This window comes from Pseudomonas sp. N2-3-1-14 (assembly GCF_041228395.1).
Classification (GTDB): domain Bacteria; phylum Pseudomonadota; class Gammaproteobacteria; order Pseudomonadales; family Pseudomonadaceae; genus Aquipseudomonas.
Map to the genome: position 1 here is coordinate 4,230,396 of NZ_CP166199.1, position 22,875 is coordinate 4,253,270.

Consider the following 22,875-nt stretch of genomic DNA (forward strand, 5'->3'; position numbering starts at 1 on the left):
GTTGAGCCGCCCGCATCACCTGTGGTCGCCCCCTAGAAAAGGGCTATCGCCTGACCGCGGGCAGGCGTGGCACCCCTGCGCCCCCACAACTCTTCGCGGCCGTTGATCACCGCCACCGAATGCCCGGTGCGATTGCACATGCCCAATTGCCCACGGGCGAGTTCCCGCACAGAGACCGTTTTCATGTGCTTGCGCAGCCCCAGCCGCATGAACCCCTCCCCCGGCCCACGCTCATCCTCACCGTTGTTCAGGCTGCGAATCGCAGCCTGATAACTTCTGCCCGCCGTGTAATCGTTGTTTTCCATCTGTGCGCGCTTGGCACTGACCGCAAACAGAAATTGCGCATCCTTGAGCATGCCCTTGTCCTGCCCTCTGAACCTGGCGCCTCGCGCACCTTCGGCCAATTCACGGTCAGTCAGCGTGAGCTGAAAATCATCGCGCATCACCACTCGATAACCGCCGCTGAGGCGCGTGACTTGTTGGTAGATATCCGTGGGGCTTTGACCAAATCGGTGCATCGCCGCCTTGATCGCCGACACCGTCACGCAGTTGCCATCGGGGCCTTGGCGAAACCCACTCCAGATGTTGTCCGGCTTCGCACCGCCGCGCTTGTTTGAAAGGCACGGGAGCGCGGCTTCGGAATTGGGCCTGGGAGTGACCGGCTCGTGCACTACCGACGGATTGACCGGTGGCGTGGGTATAACGGGGACTAACTTATCTTTGGTGGCCGACAACGCCCTCAATATCTGAGTCAATAAAGAACTCAACAGCACCGCAAACGACTGCACCGCATCACGTTCATTAACGCCGCGCACCCGACGCGCTGAACCGTTGATAGATGGCCGACAAACAGTCGCAGCAGTCTTTCTTTCAATCACGTTCAAGTGAACATCCGCTGCATGATTGGCACTTGTTAAATCACTATTGATCACCTGCCGGACATCGATGACACGCGCAATATTATTAATTAAACAGTTAGACATATTCCCCCCCATTGAGCAGGCACCTCTTCGCAACTTATAGCCAAAGAGGCGCCTGCACGCTTCAAGAAGTTAAACCAAGTGTGGGACTATCAGGCCTTGAACATTGGCTTGGTATTTAACCGCCAGTTTCTTGGATCAAAATAATCTTCAACCGGGCCTGGGCTGGTTAAGTCTGGAACCGGCGTATCAGGCAAGGGCTTTGGAGCGATGTCCGGCACCACGGAGGGCGTTGGCTCCGGCGTAACCACCGGCGTGACGATGCCTGGCACCGCATGTGTGTGGTCTGGCTTGATCTCGGTCTTTGGCGCAGGCGGCACGCCAGGCTTGGTATCCGACTCGACCTCAGGCGTGACGGTGCCGGGTACCTCAGGGGTGTGTTCTGGCGTGATATCAGCCTTCACGTCCGGTGTTACACCCGGCTTGATCCCCGGTTGCGGGCCGGTTTCAGGCAATGGCGACAGATCCAGCACACGCTTCAGTCGTGGGACGTTGTTCACAACCGCCTGCGCATCCGTGCAATGGCAATGACCGGCGTTCACATTGACGTGTACGTTGGTCTTACCGTCATTCGTCACGGTAATCGCCGGCTCGGGCGCGGGCAGATGTGGCAGCGCAGCTGGCGCCTTGAGTGCAGCAGGCACTACCACCGCAGCGTCCATCAGCTGCAGCTTCGCTTGCGGCTCCGACACCTGCGGTTTCGCCGGCAAGTTGCCCACATCCGGCGAACTCGGCTGCTTGGCGACCTCGGAATTGACCGGCACCGTGCGCGCCTCAGGCTTGGCGTCTGGCACAACGCCCGGGCCGGACAGCAGCGCGGGCGTTAAATCCTTTCCGGCGACCATTTCGCGTATAGCCTTGAAAACCTGCTCGAGCATGTCAAATAACCGCGTGAGCGCAGCACCCGGAATCATCAGTTCGTTGGGCGAGAACCGGGCGTTATCAGTGTTAAGCGGCGTATTGGCAACACGCGCACCGGAAACCTGCACCTCTGTCGTTTCAGCAAACTTAGCGGATGAAATACTGTTTCGATCAAGGACAGACGCGTTAACTTTCATGAACGATGGATTATTAACCGACAGCGACATTTAGCAATTCCTTATTCAACAGAGCCTGGCCGTATCAGCGGACCAGAGAAGTGAGAGTGTTAATAGCTGAAAACAACCACGTTGCTTCACAGTCCTTACTTTCGTGGAAAGTTAGGCTATCGAGTTCCGCCAATCGCAGCTCATATAAGGAAACCAATGCGCGTTATCAGACTTTGCCGCATGAACTATCGCGACAAACCGCGAGGCAAGCCGCTCTTGGCGCTAAAAAATCGTCACACCCGTTAATACACTGCAGGCATGCAACTCACCGACAAGATTAAACCGCCTGTTCGTCAATCTTTTGTGCTAGCCCACAAACGAAAAAAGGGCGCCAATGGCACCCTTTTTTAGTGAACGTGAACCATCAGGCTGCAATGGGGTGCTGCATGCCCAGCAGGTGGCTGACGTGCTTCAAATCCGTCTCGCGCCGCAAGGCGGTAAACAGCACCACTGCTTCGGGATAATTGCGCGTCAGCATCGCCAGCCATTGCTTCAACCGGCCAGGCGCCTGCTTTTCAGTCAGTTGCGCCACTGATTGGGTCCAGAACGCCTGAAGCATCGGCTGCATCTGCGCCCAGGTCATTTCCACCACCTCTTCGCCCGCCTTGGCTGCCACAATTTGGCGCGCCAAGTCAGGCCGTGCCACCAGGCCGCGACCAAGCATGATGTCTTCAACGCCGCTGATTTCACGGCAACGCTTCCAGTCTTCGACGCTCCAGATATCCCCATTGGCGAACACCGGCACCTTGACCACGTCCTGCACCCGCGGGATCCACTCCCAGTGGGCCGGCGGCTTGTAGCCGTCGGTCTTGGTACGCGCATGCACCACGATATGCGCCGCGCCGCCTTCAGCCAGCGCCGTAGCGCACACCAGCGCACCGTCCGGGCTGTCGAAGCCAAGGCGCATCTTGGCGGTCACGGGGATATGCGCGGGCACGGCACGGCGCACATGTTCAACAATCTGATTGAGCAGCTCCGGCTCCTTGAGCAGCACGGCGCCGCCGCGCGACTTGTTGACCGTCTTGGCCGGGCAGCCGAAGTTCAGGTCAATCACCTGGGAACCCAGCTCGCACGCCAGCGCGGCGTTTTCGGCCAGGCACACCGGGTCGGAACCCAGCAATTGCACACGCAACGGCACGCCCGCCGCGGTGTGGGCACCGTGCAGCAGTTCCGGGGCGAGCTTGTGGAAATAGGCGGGGGTCAGCAGGCGGTCGTTGACGCGGATGAACTCGGTCACGCACCAGTCAATACCGCCCACGCGGGTCAGCACATCGCGCAGGATGTTGTCGACCAACCCCTCCATGGGCGCCAAAGCAATTTGCATGGAAAACACTCAACAAAAATCGTGGCGCAGTTTACTGGGTTTCCTGCAAGAAACGTTAACCCCCTGTCAGCGCAGGACCGTAGCCGTCGAGAAATTCGGCCGGCATACGCTTGGGCTTGCCCGTGGAGAGTTCGATGCAGACAAACGTGGTATGCGCGCGCAGCAAGGTCGCGCCGTCGCGAGGACGGACCAGCTGGAAACGGCGGGTCATCTTCAGGCGCTGGTCCCAGTCGACGATCCAGGTCGCCAGCTGCAGCTCATCACCTTCGTAGCCGGCCGCCAGGTAGTCGATCTCATGGCGCACCACGGCCATGGCGCGGTCGAGCCGGCGGTACTCGGTAAGGTCCAGCCCCAGGCGCTGGGAATGGCGCCAGGCGCAACGCTCCAGCCACGACACGTACACCGCATTGTTGGCGTGCCCGAGGCCGTCGATGTCTTCAGCGCCAACCTGCAGATCGATGATGAATGGCGTTGCCAAGTCCCAGCCCATGCCTTGCTCCAGTCGATTGATGTCGGCGGGGCAGTGTATCAGGCCGTTTGCCGCGCCTGTAGACGACGGCCGGCCAACAGGGCAAGCACACCCTCGATCACCCGTGGATCGGCCAGCACTTTCTGGTGCCCGCCTTGTTCCAGGCGCAACAGGCGGCTGTCGAACCAGGCCTCGTGAATGGCTTGTGAGGCTTTGACCGGGACAAAGGTGTCGTCTTCGGCGTGCACGATCAAACCGGGGATATTGAGCTGGTAGTGAGCCACGTCCAGGTGTTTGAGCGGCATGCCGAAGGTCAATTCAACTTCCTGGATAAACGCCGAGCGCGCCCGTGGCGGCAACCCGACCATACCGGCGAAACCGCGCAGCACGTCGAGAAAGCGCGAAGGCGCCGCAATGCTCACCAGCGCCTCGGTACGCAGGCCCAGCTGCACCGCCAGCATCGCGCTGGCACCGCCCATGGAATGCCCCACCACCGCGTGCAACGGCGGCAACTCGGCGGCAGCTTCGAGCATGGCGCGGGCGAACAGCAGCACATGCGCCTCGCGCCCCGGTGAACGGCCGTGGGCCGGACCGTCGAGGGCAATCACCGAATAGCCGTCATCCACCAACGCCGTGATAAGGCTGGCGAACTGCGTGGGGCGCCCTTCCCAGCCGTGCATCAGCAACACGGCGGGGCCCTGGCCCCAACGCAACGCCGACAGGCCGAAACGCAAGGTGATGCGCTCCGATTGCGCCAGCAGCGGCAACTCCCAGTCGCGCGGCGGCAGGTTGCGTGGCGTCATGAAGGTACGACGCAACTTGCTGGCCACCAGGTGCGGCGCCACACGGCCGACGGTGCCATTGAAGCCTCGAATCCAGGTTAATGCGCCCATCAGGCGACTCCTTTTTCAGCGCACCGCCGATTTGGCCGCGCGCAACACGCGGTCCGACAACTCGCCCGGCCCGAGCGCGCGGGCCAAGGCCAGGCCGCCAATCATCAAGGCCATATCCGCCAGGGCTTTGTCGGTGTCCTCCGGGCTGGCAGCCAATTGCGCGGCCATCAGCTCCGTATGCTCGTTGAGCGCCTGGCGAAACTCATCCGGCAAGCGGCTCATCTCGCCCACGGTGGCGGGTATTGGGCAGGCCTGGTCCGTGGAGTCACGGTGCTTGCGCGACAGATAAAACGCCGCCACCAGGCCTCTGCGCTCCTCACCGGTGAGTTGCGCGTCCATGTCGTCAATCGACGCGCGCCGCCGGGCGAGCAACTGGGTGAAGGCCTCCAGCATCAACGCGTCCTTGCTTTCAAAGTGCGCGTAGAAGCCGCCGACCGTAAGCCCCGCCGCGCCCATGACTTCGCCGACACTCGGTTCGGCCGGGCCGCGCTGGATCAACGCCGCGCTGGCAGCCTGCAAAATGCGTTCGCGGGTTTGCGCTTTTTTATCGCTCATCGTTGCCTCCGTCTCTCATGGGTTGAATATTATTACCATAATAATATTTCGCAAGCCACCCGCGTGACCGCTCGTCCGAGCAGCACAGATCACATCAAAGGAATAAACCGCCCGCCCCAGGCCTTCTCAATGCAATAAACTGCACATCGCAGAGAACGTCATGGCCTGGCGGCAGTAAAACCAGAACTGTGCGTGGGTCGCCGCAGAAGCCGCCCCTACGTGTTCGCCAACGAATACACCGCCAACTTCAAAGGTTGAAGGCGAAGGCGTGGGCAACCAGCCGTTCGGCAAATTCTTCAACGACGCCGACGGGCATGCCGAGGCCAACTTTCTGGAGGCCCTGCGCGTCAATGACTGTGTGTTCGATGCGGGGTATCAGGAGATCGTGGTGAGCCTCAACAACTCACCGTGCCGGCAATGCTGCGTGCTGTTCAGGCAGTTCATGGAGGACATCCTGCTGCGCTTTCCAAACACACGGCTTGCGATTTCACGCTTGCCCGGCATTCGCGTCGAAATGTGCAACGTCGCACTGGGGGACGCCCAGAACAGAGGTCCGCAGGTTGATCGGCAAAAGGAGCTGGCGCGCATCAACGAATCCCTGCGCACCGCCAATGGGGTACGCAGGATGCCGTAAACGGCCGCGGGAAAAACCCAAACGCCAGACAAACAAAAGGGCCATTCAATAATTGAATGACCCTTAAAAATCCCGCAGAGCGGGTAATCGTGGCGTCCCCTAGGGGACTCGAACCCCTGTTACCGCCGTGAAAGGGCGGTGTCCTAGGCCACTAGACGAAGGGGACACAAACCTTCTATACAACTGACCAGCGCTGAGAGCCGATCGATTCAAGGACGGTGTGGCCAGACCTTGAACCTGTAAATTGGTGGAGCTAAACGGGATCGAACCGTTGACCTCTTGCATGCCATGCAAGCGCTCTCCCAGCTGAGCTATAGCCCCGGATTTTTCGCCTCGCGGCGCAGCAGACCTTTCGAGCTGCTTGTTGAAACTGGCGTCCCCTAGGGGACTCGAACCCCTGTTACCGCCGTGAAAGGGCGGTGTCCTAGGCCACTAGACGAAGGGGACAAAACCTTCTGTACATCTGATCAGCGCTGAGAACTGATCAATTCAAGGACGGTGTGGCCAGACCTTGATCTGTAAATTGGTGGAGCTAAACGGGATCGAACCGTTGACCTCTTGCATGCCATGCAAGCGCTCTCCCAGCTGAGCTATAGCCCCTCATCGGTGAGGACGGGGCGAATCTTAATGGCGGTTTGGAAACGTGTCAAATTTATTTTCAACTATTTCCAAAATTTTTTGCCGGGATAACAATCACTTACCGACGAAACCCCGGAAAACCGGGGTTTCGTCGTTACAACAGCCGACTTAAGCGATAGCGCCCAGCAGCTTTTCCCACTCTTTGTTTTCTTTCTTCGACACACCACCAAGCAAATCAAGGGCTTGGCGCAGACGGAAACGCGTCAGGTCCGGGCCGAGGATTTCCATCGCATCCAGTACCGACACCGAACTGGCCTGCCCGGTAATCGCGGCAAACATCAGTGGCATGGCATCGCGCAGTTTCAGCTCAAGGGACTCGACCACCGCCTGAATCGTCGCGGTGATTGCATCCTTCTCCCACTGACGCAGGCTTTCGAGCTTCCACAGGATCAACTGCATCAGTTGGCGAACCTGATCACCCGAGAGCTTCTTGGACTCAAACAGCTTGGCATCCGGGTTCACGCCACCGGCAAAGAAGAAGCTGGCCAACGGAGCCACCTGGCTGAACGTCTCCACCCTGCCCTGCACCAACGGCGCGATCTTCATCATGTACTCGGGGTTCAACGCCCATTGCTGCACACGGCTGGCGAATTCTTCCACCGGCAGGTCGCGCAGCCACTGGCCGTTGAGCCACGACAGCTTCTCGATATCGAAAATCGGCCCGCCCAGGGATACGCGCGACAAGTCGAAGTTATCGACCATTTCCTGCAGCGAGAACTTCTCACGCTCGTCCGGCATCGACCAGCCCATGCGGCCCAGGTAGTTGAGCATCGCTTCGGGCATGAAGCCCATGCGCTCGTAGAACGTCACTGAGGTTGGGTTCTTGCGCTTGGAGAGCTTGCTCTTGTCCGGGTTACGCAGCAGCGGCATGTAGCACAACTGCGGCTGTTCCCAGCCGAAGTATTCGTAGAGCAGGATCAGTTTGGGCGCCGACGGCAGCCATTCTTCGCCGCGCAGCACGTGGGTGATGCCCATCAGGTGGTCGTCGACCACGTTGGCCAGGAAGTACGTCGGCAGGCCGTCGGTCTTCATCAGCACCTGCATGTCCATGCGGTCCCACGGAATCTCGACGTCACCGCGCAGCATGTCCGGCACCACGCACACGCCTTCGCTCGGCACTTTCATGCGAATCACGTGAGGTTCACCGGCAGCCAGGCGCTGGGCTACTTCTTCTTTGGATAGAAGCAGCGCACGGCCGTCGTAACGCGGGGTTTCGCCACGGGCCTGTTGCTCGGCACGCATCTGGTCGAGTTCTTCGGCGGTGCAGAAGCACGGGAACGCGTGGCCCATGTCGACCAATTGCTGGGTGTACTGTTTGTAGATGTCGCTGCGCTCGCTCTGGCGATACGGGCCGTGCGGGCCACCGACGTCCGGGCCTTCGGCCCAGGTGATGCCCAGCCAGCGCAAGGCATCGAAGATCTGCTGTTCCGACTCACGGGTCGAACGCAGTTGATCGGTGTCTTCGATCCGCAGGATGAATTCACCGCCGTGCTGCTTGGCAAAGCAGTAGTTGAACAGGGCGATGTAAGCAGTGCCGACGTGGGGATCCCCAGTAGGCGATGGCGCAATGCGCGTGCGGACGGTGGTCATGGCAAGTCTCGAATGGGCGATATAACTGAAAATTGAAACAAGGGGCGAATGGTAACAGCCTGGGGGATTTCTGGAAAACCGAGGCGCGGCCATCGGGGGCAAGACCCCTCCCACACTTTGGCGTGTGAACGCCGTCAAATGTGGGAGGGGGCTTGCCCCCGATGAGGCCCGCTCATTCACCGCAAATCAAACAGCCAACAACCGCTCGCGCAACTTGCCGATCTCATCGCGCATCTGCGCCGCCGCTTCAAACTCAAGGTCGCGCGCCAGCTGGTACATCTTCTCTTCCAACTGCCGGATACGCTTGGTGATCTCACTCGGCGAGCGCAATTCGTTCTCGTACTTGGCGTTTTCTTCAGCGGCCTTGGCCATGCCTTTGCGCTTCTTGCTGCGCGAGCCCGGCACAGTGGCGCCTTCCATGATGTCGGCGACGTCCTTGAACACGCCTTTGGGGATGATGCCATTCTCCAGGTTGAAGGCGATCTGCTTGTCACGGCGGCGTTCGGTCTCGCCAATCGCGCGCTCCATGGAGCCGGTGATACGGTCCGCATACAGAATCGCCCGGCCATTGAGGTTACGCGCCGCCCGGCCGATGGTCTGGATCAGCGAGCGCTCGGAGCGCAGGAAGCCTTCCTTGTCGGCGTCCAGAATCGCCACCAGCGACACCTCCGGCATGTCCAACCCTTCACGCAACAGGTTGATGCCCACCAGCACATCAAAGGTGCCCAGGCGCAGGTCGCGGATAATCTCGACGCGCTCCACGGTGTCGATGTCCGAGTGCAAATAGCGCACGCGCACGCCGTGGTCGGCCAGGTAATCGGTCAAGTCTTCGGACATGCGCTTGGTCAGCGTGGTGACCAGCACCCGCTCTTCCAGGGCCACACGTTTGGTGATTTCCGACAGCAAGTCATCGACCTGGGTCAGCGCCGGGCGGATTTCGATTTGCGGATCGACAAGGCCCGTCGGACGCACCAGTTGCTCAATCACGCGGCCCGCATGTTCGGCTTCGTAGTTACCCGGTGTGGCCGAGACGAAAATCGTCTGCGGGCTGATGCTTTCAAACTCGTCGAAACGCATCGGCCGGTTATCCAGCGCCGATGGCAGGCGGAAACCGTATTCCACCAAGGTTTCCTTACGCGAACGGTCACCTTTGTACATCGCCCCCACCTGCGGCACGCTGACGTGGGATTCGTCGATCACCAGCAAGGCGTCGTCCGGCAAGTAATCGAACAAGGTGGGCGGCGCCTGCCCGGATTCGCGACCCGAGAGGTAGCGCGAGTAGTTTTCGATGCCGTTGCAGTAACCCAGCTCCAGGATCATTTCCAGGTCGAACCGCGTGCGCTGCTCCAGGCGCTGGGCTTCCACCAGCTTGTTGTTGGCGCGCAGGTAGTCCAGGCGCTCGACCAGCTCGGCCTTAATGCCCTCGATCGCGCCCATCAGCGTTTCGCGCGGCGTTACGTAGTGGCTTTTCGGGTAGAAGGTGAAGCGCGGCAGCTTGCGTATCACCTCACCGGTCAACGGGTCAAAGGCCGACAGGCTTTCGACTTCATCGTCGAACAGCTCGATGCGAATCGCTTCCAGGTCGGATTCGGCCGGGTAGATATCGATCACATCGCCGCGCACACGGAAGGTGGCGCGGGCGAAATCCATGTCATTGCGGGTGTACTGCAAGCTCGTCAGGCGCCGCAGCAGCTCGCGCTGGTCGAGTTTGTCGCCGCGATCGACGTGCAGCACCATCTTCAAATAGGTTTCGGGGCTGCCCAGGCCGTAGATGCACGACACCGTGGTGACGATGATCGCGTCCTTGCGTTCCAGCAGCGCCTTGGTCGCCGACAACCGCATCTGCTCGATGTGGTCGTTGATCGACGCGTCCTTCTCGATGAAGGTGTCAGAGGATGGCACGTAGGCTTCGGGCTGGTAGTAGTCGTAATAGGAAACGAAGTACTCCACCGCGTTGTTCGGGAAAAACGCCTTGAACTCGCCATACAGCTGGGCGGCCAGGGTTTTGTTCGGCGCCAGCACCAGGGTCGGGCGATTGGTCTGCGCAATCACATTGGCAATGCTGAAGGTCTTGCCTGAACCGGTCACCCCAAGCAGCGTCTGGTGCGCCAGGCCGGCTTCAATGCCTTCAACCATCAGGCGAATGGCTTCGGGTTGATCGCCGGCGGGTTCAAAGCGGGTGACGAGCTGGAAATCCGACATAACGTACCTCGTGAAGTCACCCCAGACTCGAAACCGCCAGGGACGAAAAAGCTCAGCAACCCGCGAATAGTCAACGCAGGTTGCAGGAAAAAACCATGATAGCTGTAGAAGTGGAGGCAAATGTGACGGGTTTCAAGGCAATCGTCCTACCTGCTGTCGCCGCCCCTTATTGCAATAAGACTAACGGTCGGCAAATAAACCGAAAAACTTGGCCGAAAAGCCGTTTCGGTTGTCGCCCTGAGCCTGGATGGCCTCTATACTAGCTCCCCGTTTGTGCACCGCTCTAGTGCATTCGGCTGGAGCGCGACACGTCCCTCCATTCCCCCATAGAGCTGCCGCAAAAATGAGCCTGTTCTCCGCTGTCGAAATGGCACCACGCGATCCAATCCTGGGCCTCAACGAAGCATTCAACGCCGACACACGAACCACCAAGGTCAACCTTGGCGTGGGCGTTTACTGCAACGAGGAGGGGAAGATTCCACTCTTGCGTGCCGTTGCCGAAGCGGAAGCCATTCGCGTGGCGCAACACGCCGCCCGTGGCTACTTGCCGATCGACGGTATCGCTGCCTACGACCAGGCCGTGCAAAAGCTGCTGTTCGGCGCCGACTCGCCCCTGCTGAGCGCTGGCCGTGTGATCACCGCGCAAGCCGTCGGCGGCACTGGCGCGCTGAAGATCGGCGCAGACTTCCTCAAGCAACTGCTGCCCAACGCCGTGGTTGCCATCAGCGACCCTAGCTGGGAAAACCACCAGGCGCTGTTCGAAAAAGCCGGCTTCCCGGTGCAAACCTACCGCTACTACGACGCCGCCACCCACGACGTCAACCGCGCCGGCCTGCTCGAAGACCTCAACGCCCTGCCGCCACAGTCCATCGTGGTGCTGCACGCCTGCTGCCACAACCCGACCGGCGTCGACCTGAGCCCGGCCGACTGGCAAAACGTGCTGGACGTGATCAAGGCGAAAAACCTCGTGCCGTTCCTCGACATGGCCTACCAGGGCTTTGGCGATGGCATCCACGAAGATGCCGCCGCCGTGCGCCTGTTCGCTGAGTCGGGCCTGACCTTCTTTGTGTCCAGCTCGTTCTCCAAATCGTTCTCGCTGTACGGCGAACGCGTGGGTGCGCTGTCGATCGTCAGCGAATCCAAGGAAGAAAGCGCGCGCATCCTGTCCCAGGTCAAACGCGTGATCCGCACCAACTACTCCAACCCGCCGACCCACGGCGCGGCGATTGTGGCGGCGGTGCTGAACAACCCTGAGCTGCGCGCCCAGTGGGAAGCGGAACTGGCCGAAATGCGCCTGCGCATCCGCGGCATGCGTGAGCAGATGGTGGCTGAACTGGCCAAGGCTGCCCCGGGTCACGACTTCAGCTTCGTCGGCCGCCAGCGTGGGATGTTCTCCTACTCCGGCCTGACCGTGGAGCAAGTCACCCGCCTGCGCACCGAGTTTGGTATCTACGCGCTCGACACTGGCCGCATCTGCGTAGCGGCGCTGAACCAGTCGAACATTGGTGCAGTGACCCAGGCGATTGTTCAGGTGTTGTAAACCTGCAACGGTTGCGACAAAGGGGAAGCCATTCAATGGCTTCCCCTTTTTTGTAGCCAGGCGCCTCCTGTGGCCCGCAGGCCTCCCGTGGCGAGCGGGCTTGCCCCGCGTTGGGCTGCGAAGCAGCCCCATAAAGCCCCCCGTGAACTTACTGAAAGAACCCGATGCCTGAACAAGGGGCCGCGACGCCCTCCAACGCGGGGCAAGCCCGCTCGCCACAGGAAGAAAACCTCGCTGCCTGCCGCGACCAGCCCTAGACTGAACCCCAACTGCCCCTTTGCTGTGAGAGCCTTATGAGAAACGACGACCTGGACCTGCGCGCCGACCGCGACGAACTGCATGACTTCACCCCGCGCGCCCCGCAAGCCAAGCGCCAGAAAAGCCTGGTGCTGCAAGTGGCACTGGGTGTGTTCCTCGGTGGCCTGGCCCTTTGGTTGGTACAACTGGGCGCCACGGCCATCATGGCCAAACTCGCCATGGGCACCCTGCAATTTGGCGGTTAAAAACACGATCAACAGGTGGGAGCTGGCTTGCCTGCGATGGCGTCAGTCCAGCCTGCACGGCCTTAGCCGATACACCGCTATCGCAGGCAAGCCAGCTCCCACATTTGATCTAAGTGGCTACCAGACCACGTTCCTCCAACAGCTTCACAAAACTGTTCAAGCTCTGCGACACCGTGCCCCGGCGCCAGATCAGCCAGGTATGGAGGAGGCGGAACGCGTCGCTCAGCGGCCACACACTCACCGCCGTAAACCCCGGCATGCTCTCCAGCATGCTGCGCGGCATCAGCGCCAGGCCGGCCCCGGCACTGACGCAGGCGAGCATGCCGTGATAAGACTCCATTTCAAAGATCTTGCCCGGCACCGCGCCATCCTGTGAGAACCAGCGCTCGAAGTGGTGGCGATACGAGCAGTTCGAGCGAAACGTGTAGATGCTCTCCCCCGCCACATCCTGCCCGCGCGTGATGGGCGCATGGTGCAGCGGCGCAATGACCACCATCTCCTCCTCAAACACCGGCACGCCTTCCAGCGTGGCATGCAGCACTGGCCCGTCGACAAACGCGGCCGCCAGGCGTCCCGACAACACGCCCTCGATCATCGTGCCGGACGGCCCGGTGCTCAGGTCCAGCTCGACCTTGGCGTGTTTCTGGTTATACGCCGCAAGCAACGCCGGAATGCGCACCGCCGCCGTGCTCTCCAGCGAACCCAGCGCAAACGCGCCCTGGGGCTCCTCCCCCGCCACCGTGGCGCGGGCCTCTTGCACCAGATCAAGAATGCGCCGCGTGTAGCCGAGGAAATTCCACCCGGCCGGCGACAGGCGCAGGCGGCTCTTCTCACGGATAAACAACTCCACGCCCAAGTCCTGCTCCAGTTGCTTGATGCGCGTGGTCAGGTTCGACGGCACGCGATGAATCAACTGCGCGGCGGCGCTGATGCTGCCTTGCTCGGCAACGGCCTTGAAGATTTCCAGCTGCACCAGGTCCAAGTCATTCTCCAATCGTGAATGTATTGCTTAATATTATTCAGTTTCCAGAAAACATGCAGCCCCGTAGGCTGAACCCATCCACTCATTCAGCCGGACGGTGCCATGAACGCTATCTCTCACCAGACTCACGCCTTGTCGATCAACCCCGCCACTGGCGAAACAGTTGGCAGCTACCCTTACGAAACCGAGGCGCAGTTGGACGCGGCGCTTAACCGCGCCACGGATGCTTTCCGCAGCTGGCGCCGCCAACCAGTAAGCCAGCGCGCCGAATTGCTGCTGGCCCTGGCCGCTGCGTTGCGTGAGCAAGCCGAAGACATGGCGCAGATGATCACCCTGGAAATGGGCAAACCCATCGCCCAGGCCCGCGCCGAAATCGAAAAATGCGCGCAACTCAGCCAATGGTATGCCGCCCACGGCCCGGCCATGCTCGCCCCGGAACCCACGCTGGTGGACAACGGCAGCGCCCAGATCGAATACCGCCCACTGGGCCCGATTCTCGCCGTCATGCCGTGGAACTTCCCGGTCTGGCAAGTGCTGCGCGGCGCCGTGCCGACCCTGCTCGCCGGCAACACCTACGTGCTCAAACATGCACCCAACGTGATGGGCAGCGCCTACCTGATGAAGGCGGCGTTTCAAAAAGCAGGCTTCGCCGATGGCCTGTTTGAAGTGGTCAACGTGACCAACGACGGCGTGTCCAAGGCCATCGCCGACCCACGCATCGCCGCGGTCACCCTCACCGGCAGCGTCCGCGCCGGCGCCGCCATCGGCTCCCAGGCCGGCGCCGCGCTGAAGAAATGCGTGCTGGAACTGGGCGGCTCCGACCCATTCATCGTGCTCAACGACGCCGACCTCGACGCCGCCGTCCAGGCGGCGGTGATCGGGCGTTTCCAGAACAGCGGCCAAGTCTGCGCTGCCGCTAAGCGCCTGATCATCGAAGAAGGCGTAGTGCAAGCCTTTACCGCCAAATTCCTCGCCGCCAGCCGCGCCTTGGTGATGGGCGACCCGACCGAAACCAACACCTACGTCGGCCCAATGGCCCGCTTCGACCTGCGCGACGAACTGCACGGCCAGGTGCAGGCCACGCTGGAAGAAGGCGCAACCCTGCTGCTGGGCGGCAACAAAGTCGCCGGTGCCGGCAACTACTACGAACCGACCGTGCTGGCCGACGTCACCGACCAGATGACCTCGTTCAAACAGGAACTGTTCGGCCCCGTGGCCTCGATCATCACCGCTCGGGATGCCGACCATGCCGTGGCCCTGGCCAACGACAGCGAGTTCGGCCTGACGGCGAGCGTCTTCACCACCGACGCGGTGAAGGCACGGAATATCACCAACCAGCTGGAAACTGGCGCAGTATTCGTCAACGCGTTCAGCGTGTCCGACCCGCGCGTAGCGTTTGGTGGAGTGAAAAAGAGTGGGTTCGGGCGCGAACTGTCGCACTTTGGCGTGCGTGAATTTTGCAATGCACAGACCGTGTGGCTGGATCGCAAATAAAACAGGCAACACCCTTCAACTGTGGGAGCTGGCTTGCCGGCGATAGCGGTGGATCAGTGACAACTCCTTGGCTGACACACTGCAATCGCAGGCAAGCCAGCTCCCACCTTTGATCTGCGGCGTTTGTGGCCGTGCGTGATTTCTGCAACGCGCAGACCGTGTGGCTGGATCGCAAATAAAACAGGCAACACCCTTCAACTGTGGGAGCGGGCTTGCTCGCGAAGGCGGTGTATCAGTTGGCAAATTTGTCGACTGACAGACTGCATTCGCGAGCAAGCCCGCTCCCACTCAAGCCAGCTCCCACTTTTGATTTGCGGTGTTTGTGGCCGTGCGTGATTTCTGCAACGCGCAGACCGTGTGGCTGGATCGCAAATAAAACAGGCAACACCCTTCAACTGTGGGAGCTGGCTGCCTGCGATAGCGGTGGATCAGTGACAACTCCTTGGCTGACACACTGCAATCACAGGCAAGCCAGCTCCCACCTTTGATCTGCGGTGTTTGTGGCCGTGGGTGAATTCTGCAACGTGCAAACCGTGTGGCTGGATCGCAAATAAAACAGGCAACACCCTTCAACTGTGGGAGCGGGCTTGCTCGCGAAGGCGGTGTATCAGTTGGCAAATTTGTCGACTGACAGACTGCATTCGCGAGCAAGCCCGCTCCCACTCAAGCCTGCTCCCACTTTTGATTTGCGGTGTTTGTGGCCGTGCGTGAATTCTGCAACGCGTAGCCCCTGTGGCTGGATCGCAAATACGCGAGTCAGTCGCTCAACAACGGCAGCGTCACCACAAACTCACTGCCCTTGCCCTTGCCCTCGCTTTTGGCGGTGACCTTGCCGCCATGTGCTTCAACCAGCTCGCGCACCACCGTGAGCCCGATCCCCAGGCCCGAGCCGTTGAAGCCGATGGCGTGTTCATCCTGCACGTAAGGGTCAAAGATCAGCGGCAGCGCCTTGGCCGAAACGCCAATACCGTTGTCACAAATGCTGATCCGCAGCGCGTCCGTCGCGGTCACAGCCAGCACAATCGAGCCGCCCACCGGCGTGTACTTGGCTGCGTTGGCCAGCAGGTTATGCAGAATCTGCGCAAGGCGCCCAGGGTCTCCGCTCACCATCACTTGGCCGTCAGGCAGGTGGGCCTCAAATTGCTGCTTCTTCGCCCGCATCACCGGGCCGCAGGCATCAATGGCACTTCTGAGGATTTGCAGGATGTCCACATCGCGTCGTTCGATGCGCAGCTTGCCCGTGCTGACGCGGGACACGTCCAGCAAGTCGTCGACCAACTGTGAAATATGCTGCACCTGACTTTCAATCAGCTCACGCATGCGCGGCAGCTGGTCGCTGGGCAGGCGAACCATGCGCTCGGCGATCATGCTGATCGGCGTCAATGGGTTGCGCAGTTCATGCGCCACCATCGCCAGGATGCTTTTCTGCTGGCCCAGCGCGCGCTCGGCCGTGGCCTGCAAGTCTTGTGCACTGAGCGCCGCGATTACCAGTTGCGCATTCGCCTCGCGAAGCTCCTGGTAAAGGCGTTGTTCCTCCAGGGGCGGCGGGGTTGCGGCGCCCGACTGCGCGAGGAGGATCGCCAGCACCAGCTGCTGATTGGCCTCGATCACCTGCTCGACGTGCTGGGTATCCACCAGACGGCTGCTGGCGTCAGTCAATTGCTGCTGCAGGGCGGCCAGCACTGTACGCGCCTCAACGGTTTTTTGGCCAATGAGGAACAGTTCGTGAGCCGCCGTGGTCAGCTCACTTTCAGGCTTGCCGTCGCCGCCACTCACGAGTCGGGCTCACACATGTTTGGTTTCCGCCGAAGCTTGCCGGGTCGGTCGGCCGCCCAACAGCCCCTCCTGCTCCGGCAGCATGTCGCGAATCTGCAGGCCGTTATCGTCGATGTGGTACTGGCGCAGTTGGTCGGAGTGGGCGCTGGCGCGCACTTTGACCACGGCCATGATGCGCAGTAACCGGCTTTGTACTTCGATATAGCGCTGCACGATGATCGCGTCGGTCAGAAACGCCGTGCCATAAGGGCTGAAGCGCAGGTCGGTGTAACGGTCTTCGAGCTCCGAGGTCATCAACACGCTGACCCCAACGGCGGTCAGCGCCGTGACCATGCGTGACAGCGACTCGCGAAAATCCGCACGGAAGGTAGGTGCCAACGCCAGCTCAAAGCCTGACAGCGAGTCAATCACCACACGGGTGGCTTTCAACCGGCTGATTTCACTGAGCAGCAGTTGCACGATTTCGTCGATGGACAGGTCCGGCGCGCGGCTGTCCACCAGGCTGACGTTCCCGCTCTTGATCAACTCGGCCAACTGAGGGTTCTGCGAATGGTTGGGCCGTTGCTCGAACGCCGCAATCACTCCGGTTTCGCCGTTGCGCGCGCCTTCAGCCAGAAAGGTCGCCGCCAGGATGCTCTTGCCCGAGCCGGACGGGCCGGCCACCAATAGCGAATAACCCCGAGGCAGGCCGCCGCCGAGCATCTCATCGAGCGCTGGCACGCCCATTTTCAGACGGGTGATCGGGAACGTCGACGGCGCTTCAACCGCACGGTTGACGGCGGCCGGCGGGAACACCTTGACCCCCGAGGTGGCAATACGAAAGGTGTGCAGCCCCGGCAAGGTCGGTTGGCCGCGCATCTTCATGATTTCCATCTTGCGCACCATTGAATTGCGCTCAACGCTCTGGCGTAGCCAGATCAGGCCATCGGCCACGGTGAAAATCGGATTGGTGTCCGTCTCGGTGAAATATTCACCGATCAGGAAGGTGGTCGCCTGCCACGTGGTCATCAACATGCCCAACTGCTGGATGAACTGCGGCAGGTTGTTGTTCGGGTTGTGCTGCGTCTGGCTGGCCAGCACCACGGAACGGAACGAATCGACAAACACCAGCGACGGCGAATGCGCCTCGACCTCGCTGACAATGCGCCGCAATACCTCGTCCAGGTCGCCCGCCAGGGTGTCGTCCGCCAGGTTTATATAACGAATCGACCGGTTGATGGCGGCGTCGTCGAAAAAATCGAATTGCTGCTGATAGCGCAGCATCTTCAGCGGCGGCTCACCGAGCACGGTAAAGAACAGCGCCGGACGCTCCGGCGTGGCCAGCGCAAACATCATCTGGTGCGCGAGGGTGGTTTTGCCGCAGCCTGGCGGGCCGGCGATCAGGTTGAACGAAAACTCCGGCAGGCCACCGCCCAGTACCTCGTCCAGTCCTGGCACACCCGTGGCCAGGCGGTTGATAGTCACTTTGGTGCTCATGGCGAAATTTCCTGCGAAGAGGTGTCGCTCGAAGAAGGCTGCCACACGCCAACCAGCAGACGTGCGGTGAGTGAAGGCCCGATCAGCGTGGTCAGAAGCTCGTAGAGGGTCGTCAGCAACACCTCACCGAAAAACAGCGCATCGGTTTCGTTCTGCTCGACGAGTACGGATTTGAGGGCAATCAAGTCCATCGCGGCCGGCACACTGTCATAGGTGGCGGCCAGGCGTGGATGGGTCGAGACGCACAGATGGAAGCTGCGACGGTACAGCGCGGCAACGCCTTGCTGGCCGATGACGGGCGCCAGTGCTGCGCCCACATCCTGCAAAATCGAAACAACCGCCGCGGCGACGCTTGCAGTGTCAGCCTGCGGACCAACACGGTGCGCCAGAGAAGCTACGATCCGGCGGCTCTCTTCGCTAAGCGTGGGCATGTCTGACTAATATCTGATGAACAGAGACTGATGGTACACCCTATATCCGCAGATAGAGACCCCCGGCGGCCTGCCAATTGCGCGTGGACAGGCTCCCCCTTGCGGGCATGATCGACTACCATACCGCGCCGGTTCCCACACGGGACTAATAGGGAATCCGAAGCGCGTTCATTGCGCCAATCGGAACTGCCCCCGCAACTGTAGGTGCTGAGCCTGCTCCACATCGCCACTGGGCATTGCCCGGGAAGGCCGGAGCGTGGCGACGACGCATCAGTCAGGAGACCTGCCGGCCCAGCAAAATCACTAACCGGCGGGGTGTCCGGGAAGTACCTCCGCGCCCTGCGATGCCCGCAGCGCTCCAGGGTGTATTTCCGAGCCGTACCTCCCCAGTTCCACGTACGGTTTACCCGGAGATTGCCCGATGTTGCCACGCGTTAGCGCCCTGATCACCGCCCTGGGCTTTTGTGCCCTGGCCCAAGCGACGCCCACTCACTACCCGCTGACGGTGCAGAACTGCGGTAGCACCCTGACCTTTGAGCAGGCGCCTGCGCGCACGGTGACTATCGGCCAGGCCGCCACCGAGATGCTTTACGCCTTGGGCGTGGGCGACAAAGTGGTCGGTACCTCGCTGTGGTTCAATAACGTATTGCCGCAATTCAAGGCGCAGAACGACGCCATTGAGCGCCTGGCCAACAACGAACCCAGCTTCGAAGCGGTGATCGCCAAGCGCCCGCAGCTGGTGGCCGCCGAGCTGGAATGGGTGGTGGGCCCGCAAGGCGTGGTCGGCACCCGCGAGCAGTTTCACGAGCTGAAGATCCCCACCTACCTGCTGCCCTCCGACTGCGAAGCCAAGGACAACCGGGTGGGCGCCGACGGCACGCGGCTGGAGCCGTTTCGCGTCGAGACCGTCTATAAAAGCATCAGCCAACTGGCCGAGATTTTCGACGTACAGGCGCGCGGCCAACAATTGAACGACGAGCTCAAGGCGCGCCTGGCCAAATCCATTGCCACCGCCCACAGCAAAGGCCTCAAGCACGCCAGCGCATTGGTGTGGTTCTCCAGCTCGGAAATGGCCAGCGACCCGTACGTGGCCGGCCACAAGGGCGTGCCCGAATTCATGCTCCAAACCCTGGGCCTGCACAATGTGGTGCAGTCCGATGAAGAGTGGCCCGCCGTCGGCTGGGAGACCATTGCCAAGGCCAACCCGACCTTCCTGGTGATCGCGCGCATGGACCGGCGCCGCTACCCGGCCGACGACCATGAAAAGAAACTCGCCTTCCTGCGCAGTGACCCGGTGACGCGCAACATGGACGCGGTGAAAAACAACCGCATCATCATCCTCGACGCCCTGGCATTACAGGCCAGCGTGCGCACGTTCGATGGCCTCGAACAGCTGGCCGGCGCCATCGACGGCTACGACCTGCACAAATGATGCGTACCCTTCTCGCCTTGGCGCTGCTGTTGCTCGCCGTGCTCGCCGGGGTAGCCATCGGCGAAACCGCCATCGCGCCGCAGGTGGTGTTGCAAGTGCTGGCCAACAAACTGTGGGCGGCCGGTTATGCGCTTGACCCAATCGACGAAGGCGTGGTGTGGAATTACCGCCTGACCCGCGCCCTGGTCGCCGCCGCGTGCGGTGCCGGGTTGGCCACGTGCGGGGTGATCTTGCAGTCGCTGTTGCGTAACCCGTTGGCCGATCCTTATCTGCTGGGCATCAGCGCCGGCGCCTCGACCGGCGCGGTACTGGTGGCGCTGATCGGCGTCGGCGGCGGGCTGGTTTCGCTGTCGGCAGGTGCGTTTGTCGGCGCCATGGCGGCCTTTGCGCTGGTGATTCTGCTGGCGCGCGCCAGCGGCTCGACGAGCGGCACCGGCCAGATCATCCTCGCCGGCATCGCCGGCTCACAGCTGTTCAACGCCCTCACCGCGTTCCTGATCACCAAGTCCGCCAGCTCCGAGCAGGCACGCGGCATTATGTTCTGGCTGCTGGGCAACCTCAGCGGGGTGCGCTGGCCGTCGGTGTGGCTGGCGGTGCCGGTGACCGTCGCAGGCCTGGCGGTGTGCCTGTGGCACCGGCGTGCGCTGGATGCGTTCACCTTCGGCACCGACTCGGCGGCCTCGCTGGGCATTCCAGTGCGCCGGGTGCAGTTTGTGCTGGTGGGCTGTGCGGCGCTGGTGACGGCGGTGATGGTGTCGATTGTCGGCTCCATTGGCTTTGTCGGGCTGGTGATTCCGCATGCCGTGCGCCTGCTGGTCGGTACCGGGCATTCACGCCTGCTGCCGGCCAGCGCCTTGGGCGGCGCGCTGTTTTTGATCGCCGCCGACGTGCTCTCGCGCACGCTGATCAAGGGCCAGGTGATTCCGGTCGGCGTGGTTACCGCGCTGGTCGGCGCGCCGGTGTTTGCATTGATCCTGATCGGCCGGAGAAATGCGCGATGACGGTGCTCAGTTGCACAGGGCTGGGGTTCAAGGTGCGCGACGCCGAGTTGCTGCGCGATATCCACCTTGACGTTCAGCGGGGTGAAACCTTGGGCATCGTCGGGCCGAACGGTTCCGGCAAGTCCACCCTGCTCAAACTGCTCGCCGGTTTGCGTGCACCGGCTTGCGGTGAAGTGCTGTTGGGCGGCGAGCGCCTGGGCCGCCTATCCCGGCGCGCCATCGCGCAGCAACTGGCCGTGGTGGAACAGCAGGCTGATACCGACGATGCCATCCGCGTGTTCGACGCCGTGGCACTGGGCCGCACGCCCTGGCTGTCGGCATTGAGCCCGTGGTCGGACGCGGACGCGGCCATCGTCAGCCAGGCGCTGCACGACGTGGACGCCACCCACCTGAGCAAACGTGCATGGCGCAGCCTTTCGGGCGGCGAACGCCAACGCGTGCACATCGCCCGTGCCCTGGCGCAACGGCCGCAGATTCTGCTGCTGGATGAGCCGACCAATCACTTGGATATCCAGCATCAACTGGCGATCTTGAAGGGCGTGCAGGCCTTGCCGGTGACCACGTTGATTGCGCTGCATGACCTCAACCAGGCGCTGACCTGTGATCGTTTGGCCGTGCTGGACCGCGGGCGGCTGGTGGCGCTGGGCCCGCCACTGGAGGTGCTGACGCCGCAGCGATTGCAAGAGACATTCGGGGTACAGGCGCACTACCTGACGGACCCGTTTGACGGCGCGCAGATCCTGCGGTTGCGCTCGAACTGATGAGCTGACCGCGGCCCCTAAAAACACCACCGATCAAGTGTGGGAGCTGGCTTGCCTGCGATAGCGGTGGGTCAGTGGCACATCAGTCGGCTGACCCTCCGCCTTCGCGGGCAAGCCCGCTCCCACAGTTTGACCGAGTTCATCTGCCAGTGCCGCACTGCTTTGCTCTTCTGTGGGAGCTGGCTTACCTGCGATGCAGGCGCCTCGGTCCACCAGGTACACCGGGTTGATGCCATCGCAGGCAAGCCAGCTCCCACATTTGATTGAGTTCAGCTTCGAGAATCAGGTCGGCTGCCCGGGGTCCTTGAAGCAGCTACAGAGACCGCTGCATATGCGTCGTCCGCCAAACCGGATCCGCCTCGACATCAACAATTTCAAACCCTTGCCGAAGCCAAAAATCAATCGCGCCAGCAAGAAACGGATGAGTATGCAGGTAAACCATCTCCACCCCCTCCCCCCGCGCCTTCGCCTCCAGCGCGCCGTACAACTCACCCGCCAACCCGAATCGGCGCAACGCCGGCGCCACAAACAGGCGCACCACCTCCACCGTCTTGAGGCCCTGGTAATTCAACTGGGAGAAGCGCCCGTCGTAGGGCACATAGCCGATGGCCGCAACAATTTGGCCATCAACGCGGGCGATCAGGAACTGGCCGTCGCCATGAACATACACCGCTTCAAATCGCGCCAGATCGTCCGGCATGCCGGCTGCGCTGAGCTTGGGGAAAAGCTCGCTGCGAGCCTCAAGGACAAAGTCCAGCACTGCTGGAATGTCGTCGCAGGTCACGTCCTGAATGACCGGTCGCTCGTTCATACAACTTTGATCTGGCTGATCCCTACCACCTGCGCCTGCTCCAGAATCTCCTCGGGCGTCGCATCCGCAGGCGGCAGGATCAACCCATTCTCCGCATCGCCAAAATGCAATTGCAGTAAATGCATCGCCGCCTCGTGCACGGGCAGTTCAGGCTGTTTGAGTTCAAACACGTGGGTGCGGGGCTCGTCGTTGAACAGGTAGTTCAGGGTGTATTCGCGCATGGTGAAGTCCTGATGATGGGAAAGGAGCAACTGATTAACCTGACTTATCGATCAGCTTTTAAGTTCCCACCCA

The 22,875-nt window shown here is 61.4% G+C and carries 21 protein-coding genes, 4 tRNA genes and 1 riboswitch; of the genes, 7 read left to right on the plus strand and 18 right to left on the minus strand.

The features are described from left to right. Positions 1–32: 32 nt before the first annotated feature. The 6 genes from AB5I78_RS19490 to AB5I78_RS19515 form a co-directional block, all read right to left on the minus strand. Entirely contained in the window at positions 33–983 is a 951-nt protein-coding gene (locus AB5I78_RS19490) for a hypothetical protein (RefSeq protein WP_369301094.1), read from the minus strand. Between the two features lie 89 nt (positions 984–1,072). Then, positions 1,073–2,068 carry a hypothetical protein gene (locus AB5I78_RS19495; protein WP_369301095.1) on the minus strand — a complete coding sequence of 332 codons (996 nt, stop codon included), beginning with the start codon at positions 2,066–2,068 and terminating at the stop codon, positions 1,073–1,075. A 364-nt stretch (positions 2,069–2,432) separates the two neighbouring features. Next, on the minus strand, positions 2,433–3,392 hold the full coding sequence (locus tag AB5I78_RS19500) for a tRNA-dihydrouridine synthase (RefSeq protein ID WP_145166116.1): 960 nt from the start codon (positions 3,390–3,392) through the stop codon (positions 2,433–2,435). A 55-nt stretch (positions 3,393–3,447) separates the two neighbouring features. After that, positions 3,448–3,882 (minus strand): thioesterase family protein, encoded by a 435-nt coding sequence (locus AB5I78_RS19505; protein ID WP_106576673.1) that lies wholly within the window; start codon positions 3,880–3,882, stop codon positions 3,448–3,450. Positions 3,883–3,920: 38 nt separating this feature from the next. Beyond that, entirely contained in the window at positions 3,921–4,754 is an 834-nt protein-coding gene (locus AB5I78_RS19510) for an alpha/beta hydrolase (protein WP_242195227.1), read from the minus strand. A gap of 15 nt (positions 4,755–4,769) precedes the next feature. Next, on the minus strand, positions 4,770–5,309 hold the full coding sequence (locus tag AB5I78_RS19515) for a TetR/AcrR family transcriptional regulator (protein WP_083357717.1): 540 nt from the start codon (positions 5,307–5,309) through the stop codon (positions 4,770–4,772). A 268-nt stretch (positions 5,310–5,577) separates the two neighbouring features. On the opposite strand from AB5I78_RS19515, the gene AB5I78_RS19520 reads away from it, so the two are divergent. Next, complete coding sequence (locus AB5I78_RS19520) at positions 5,578–5,943, plus strand: hypothetical protein (protein ID WP_369301097.1); 366 nt, start codon at positions 5,578–5,580, stop codon at positions 5,941–5,943. A gap of 90 nt (positions 5,944–6,033) precedes the next feature. Here the strand turns inward: AB5I78_RS19520 and AB5I78_RS19525 are convergent. The 6 genes from AB5I78_RS19525 to uvrB form a co-directional block, all read right to left on the minus strand. Then, positions 6,034–6,109 (minus strand) — tRNA-Glu (locus AB5I78_RS19525). A gap of 79 nt (positions 6,110–6,188) precedes the next feature. After that, a tRNA-Ala gene (locus AB5I78_RS19530) sits at positions 6,189–6,264 on the minus strand. A 50-nt stretch (positions 6,265–6,314) separates the two neighbouring features. Next, positions 6,315–6,390, minus strand: a tRNA-Glu gene (locus AB5I78_RS19535). A gap of 77 nt (positions 6,391–6,467) precedes the next feature. Continuing rightward, positions 6,468–6,543 (minus strand) — tRNA-Ala (locus tag AB5I78_RS19540). Between the two features lie 147 nt (positions 6,544–6,690). Beyond that, a complete protein-coding gene (gltX, locus tag AB5I78_RS19545; RefSeq protein ID WP_053128828.1) occupies positions 6,691–8,172 on the minus strand; it encodes a glutamate--tRNA ligase in 1,482 nt (493 codons plus the stop codon). 186 nt (positions 8,173–8,358) lie between these two features. After that, positions 8,359–10,374 carry an excinuclease ABC subunit UvrB gene (gene uvrB / locus AB5I78_RS19550; RefSeq protein ID WP_369301098.1) on the minus strand — a complete coding sequence of 672 codons (2,016 nt, stop codon included), beginning with the start codon at positions 10,372–10,374 and terminating at the stop codon, positions 8,359–8,361. Between the two features lie 343 nt (positions 10,375–10,717). Here uvrB and AB5I78_RS19555 point away from each other — a divergent pair, with 343 nt between their 5' ends. Further along, a complete protein-coding gene (locus tag AB5I78_RS19555; protein ID WP_369301099.1) occupies positions 10,718–11,914 on the plus strand; it encodes an amino acid aminotransferase in 1,197 nt (398 codons plus the stop codon). A gap of 293 nt (positions 11,915–12,207) precedes the next feature. After that, entirely contained in the window at positions 12,208–12,417 is a 210-nt protein-coding gene (locus AB5I78_RS19560; protein WP_078738148.1) for a hypothetical protein, read from the plus strand. Positions 12,418–12,526: 109 nt separating this feature from the next. On the opposite strand, the gene AB5I78_RS19565 is transcribed toward AB5I78_RS19560, so the two are convergent. Further along, on the minus strand, positions 12,527–13,399 hold the full coding sequence (locus AB5I78_RS19565; protein ID WP_242195239.1) for a LysR family transcriptional regulator: 873 nt from the start codon (positions 13,397–13,399) through the stop codon (positions 12,527–12,529). Between the two features lie 102 nt (positions 13,400–13,501). Between AB5I78_RS19565 and AB5I78_RS19570 the strand changes: the two genes are divergently transcribed. Further along, entirely contained in the window at positions 13,502–14,893 is a 1,392-nt protein-coding gene (locus AB5I78_RS19570; protein ID WP_369301101.1) for an aldehyde dehydrogenase family protein, read from the plus strand. A gap of 756 nt (positions 14,894–15,649) precedes the next feature. Here AB5I78_RS19570 and AB5I78_RS19575 read toward each other — a convergent pair. From AB5I78_RS19575 to AB5I78_RS19585, 3 genes are read right to left on the minus strand one after another with little or no spacing between them, the layout of a single operon-like run. Beyond that, positions 15,650–16,669, minus strand: coding sequence for a sensor histidine kinase (locus tag AB5I78_RS19575; protein WP_369301102.1), 1,020 nt, complete (start codon positions 16,667–16,669; stop codon positions 15,650–15,652). A 9-nt stretch (positions 16,670–16,678) separates the two neighbouring features. Beyond that, entirely contained in the window at positions 16,679–18,145 is a 1,467-nt protein-coding gene (locus AB5I78_RS19580; protein ID WP_369301104.1) for an RAD55 family ATPase, read from the minus strand. After that, entirely contained in the window at positions 18,142–18,576 is a 435-nt protein-coding gene (locus tag AB5I78_RS19585; RefSeq protein WP_369301106.1) for a hypothetical protein, read from the minus strand. Before AB5I78_RS19585 ends, AB5I78_RS19580 begins: the two co-directional genes overlap by 4 nt. A 112-nt stretch (positions 18,577–18,688) precedes the next feature. After that, positions 18,689–18,882, plus strand: a riboswitch (cobalamin riboswitch). Between the two features lie 115 nt (positions 18,883–18,997). On the opposite strand from AB5I78_RS19585, the gene AB5I78_RS19590 reads away from it, so the two are divergent. The 3 genes from AB5I78_RS19590 to AB5I78_RS19600 are packed head-to-tail and all read left to right on the plus strand — an operon-like array spanning position 18,998 to position 21,770. Continuing rightward, on the plus strand, positions 18,998–20,008 hold the full coding sequence (locus tag AB5I78_RS19590) for an ABC transporter substrate-binding protein (RefSeq protein ID WP_369301107.1): 1,011 nt from the start codon (positions 18,998–19,000) through the stop codon (positions 20,006–20,008). After that, positions 20,005–21,009 carry a FecCD family ABC transporter permease gene (locus AB5I78_RS19595; RefSeq protein WP_369301109.1) on the plus strand — a complete coding sequence of 335 codons (1,005 nt, stop codon included), beginning with the start codon at positions 20,005–20,007 and terminating at the stop codon, positions 21,007–21,009. The genes AB5I78_RS19590 and AB5I78_RS19595 overlap by 4 nt, the downstream gene beginning before the upstream one ends. After that, entirely contained in the window at positions 21,006–21,770 is a 765-nt protein-coding gene (locus AB5I78_RS19600; RefSeq protein WP_369301110.1) for an ABC transporter ATP-binding protein, read from the plus strand. The genes AB5I78_RS19595 and AB5I78_RS19600 overlap by 4 nt, the downstream gene beginning before the upstream one ends. A 313-nt stretch (positions 21,771–22,083) precedes the next feature. Here the strand turns inward: AB5I78_RS19600 and AB5I78_RS19605 are convergent, their stop codons facing one another. Then, positions 22,084–22,581, minus strand: coding sequence for a GNAT family N-acetyltransferase (locus AB5I78_RS19605; protein WP_169367240.1), 498 nt, complete (start codon positions 22,579–22,581; stop codon positions 22,084–22,086). Next, positions 22,578–22,802 carry a hypothetical protein gene (locus tag AB5I78_RS19610; RefSeq protein WP_145166000.1) on the minus strand — a complete coding sequence of 75 codons (225 nt, stop codon included), beginning with the start codon at positions 22,800–22,802 and terminating at the stop codon, positions 22,578–22,580. The genes AB5I78_RS19605 and AB5I78_RS19610 overlap by 4 nt, the downstream gene beginning before the upstream one ends. Positions 22,803–22,875: the final 73 nt, after the last annotated feature.

Excerpts from the sequence above, each read along its gene's own strand:
- AB5I78_RS19505 (WP_106576673.1), bottom strand. The coding sequence starts at position 3,882 with ATGGGCTGGGACTTGGCAACGCCATTCATCATCGATCTGCAGGTTGGC.
- AB5I78_RS19585 (WP_369301106.1), bottom strand. The coding sequence starts at position 18,576 with ATGCCCACGCTTAGCGAAGAGAGCCGCCGGATCGTAGCTTCTCTGGCG.
- AB5I78_RS19490 (WP_369301094.1), bottom strand. The coding sequence starts at position 983 with ATGTCTAACTGTTTAATTAATAATATTGCGCGTGTCATCGATGTCCGG.
- AB5I78_RS19595 (WP_369301109.1), top strand. The coding sequence starts at position 20,005 with ATGATGCGTACCCTTCTCGCCTTGGCGCTGCTGTTGCTCGCCGTGCTC.
- AB5I78_RS19590 (WP_369301107.1), top strand. The coding sequence starts at position 18,998 with ATGTTGCCACGCGTTAGCGCCCTGATCACCGCCCTGGGCTTTTGTGCC.
- AB5I78_RS19555 (WP_369301099.1), top strand. The coding sequence starts at position 10,718 with ATGAGCCTGTTCTCCGCTGTCGAAATGGCACCACGCGATCCAATCCTG.
- gltX (WP_053128828.1), bottom strand. The coding sequence starts at position 8,172 with ATGACCACCGTCCGCACGCGCATTGCGCCATCGCCTACTGGGGATCCC.
- uvrB (WP_369301098.1), bottom strand. The coding sequence starts at position 10,374 with ATGTCGGATTTCCAGCTCGTCACCCGCTTTGAACCCGCCGGCGATCAA.
- AB5I78_RS19600 (WP_369301110.1), top strand. The coding sequence starts at position 21,006 with ATGACGGTGCTCAGTTGCACAGGGCTGGGGTTCAAGGTGCGCGACGCC.
- AB5I78_RS19515 (WP_083357717.1), bottom strand. The coding sequence starts at position 5,309 with ATGAGCGATAAAAAAGCGCAAACCCGCGAACGCATTTTGCAGGCTGCC.
- AB5I78_RS19605 (WP_169367240.1), bottom strand. The coding sequence starts at position 22,581 with ATGAACGAGCGACCGGTCATTCAGGACGTGACCTGCGACGACATTCCA.
- AB5I78_RS19610 (WP_145166000.1), bottom strand. The coding sequence starts at position 22,802 with ATGCGCGAATACACCCTGAACTACCTGTTCAACGACGAGCCCCGCACC.
- AB5I78_RS19510 (WP_242195227.1), bottom strand. The coding sequence starts at position 4,754 with ATGGGCGCATTAACCTGGATTCGAGGCTTCAATGGCACCGTCGGCCGT.
- AB5I78_RS19570 (WP_369301101.1), top strand. The coding sequence starts at position 13,502 with ATGAACGCTATCTCTCACCAGACTCACGCCTTGTCGATCAACCCCGCC.
- AB5I78_RS19560 (WP_078738148.1), top strand. The coding sequence starts at position 12,208 with ATGAGAAACGACGACCTGGACCTGCGCGCCGACCGCGACGAACTGCAT.
- AB5I78_RS19495 (WP_369301095.1), bottom strand. The coding sequence starts at position 2,068 with ATGTCGCTGTCGGTTAATAATCCATCGTTCATGAAAGTTAACGCGTCT.
- AB5I78_RS19500 (WP_145166116.1), bottom strand. The coding sequence starts at position 3,392 with ATGCAAATTGCTTTGGCGCCCATGGAGGGGTTGGTCGACAACATCCTG.
- AB5I78_RS19580 (WP_369301104.1), bottom strand. The coding sequence starts at position 18,145 with ATGAGCACCAAAGTGACTATCAACCGCCTGGCCACGGGTGTGCCAGGA.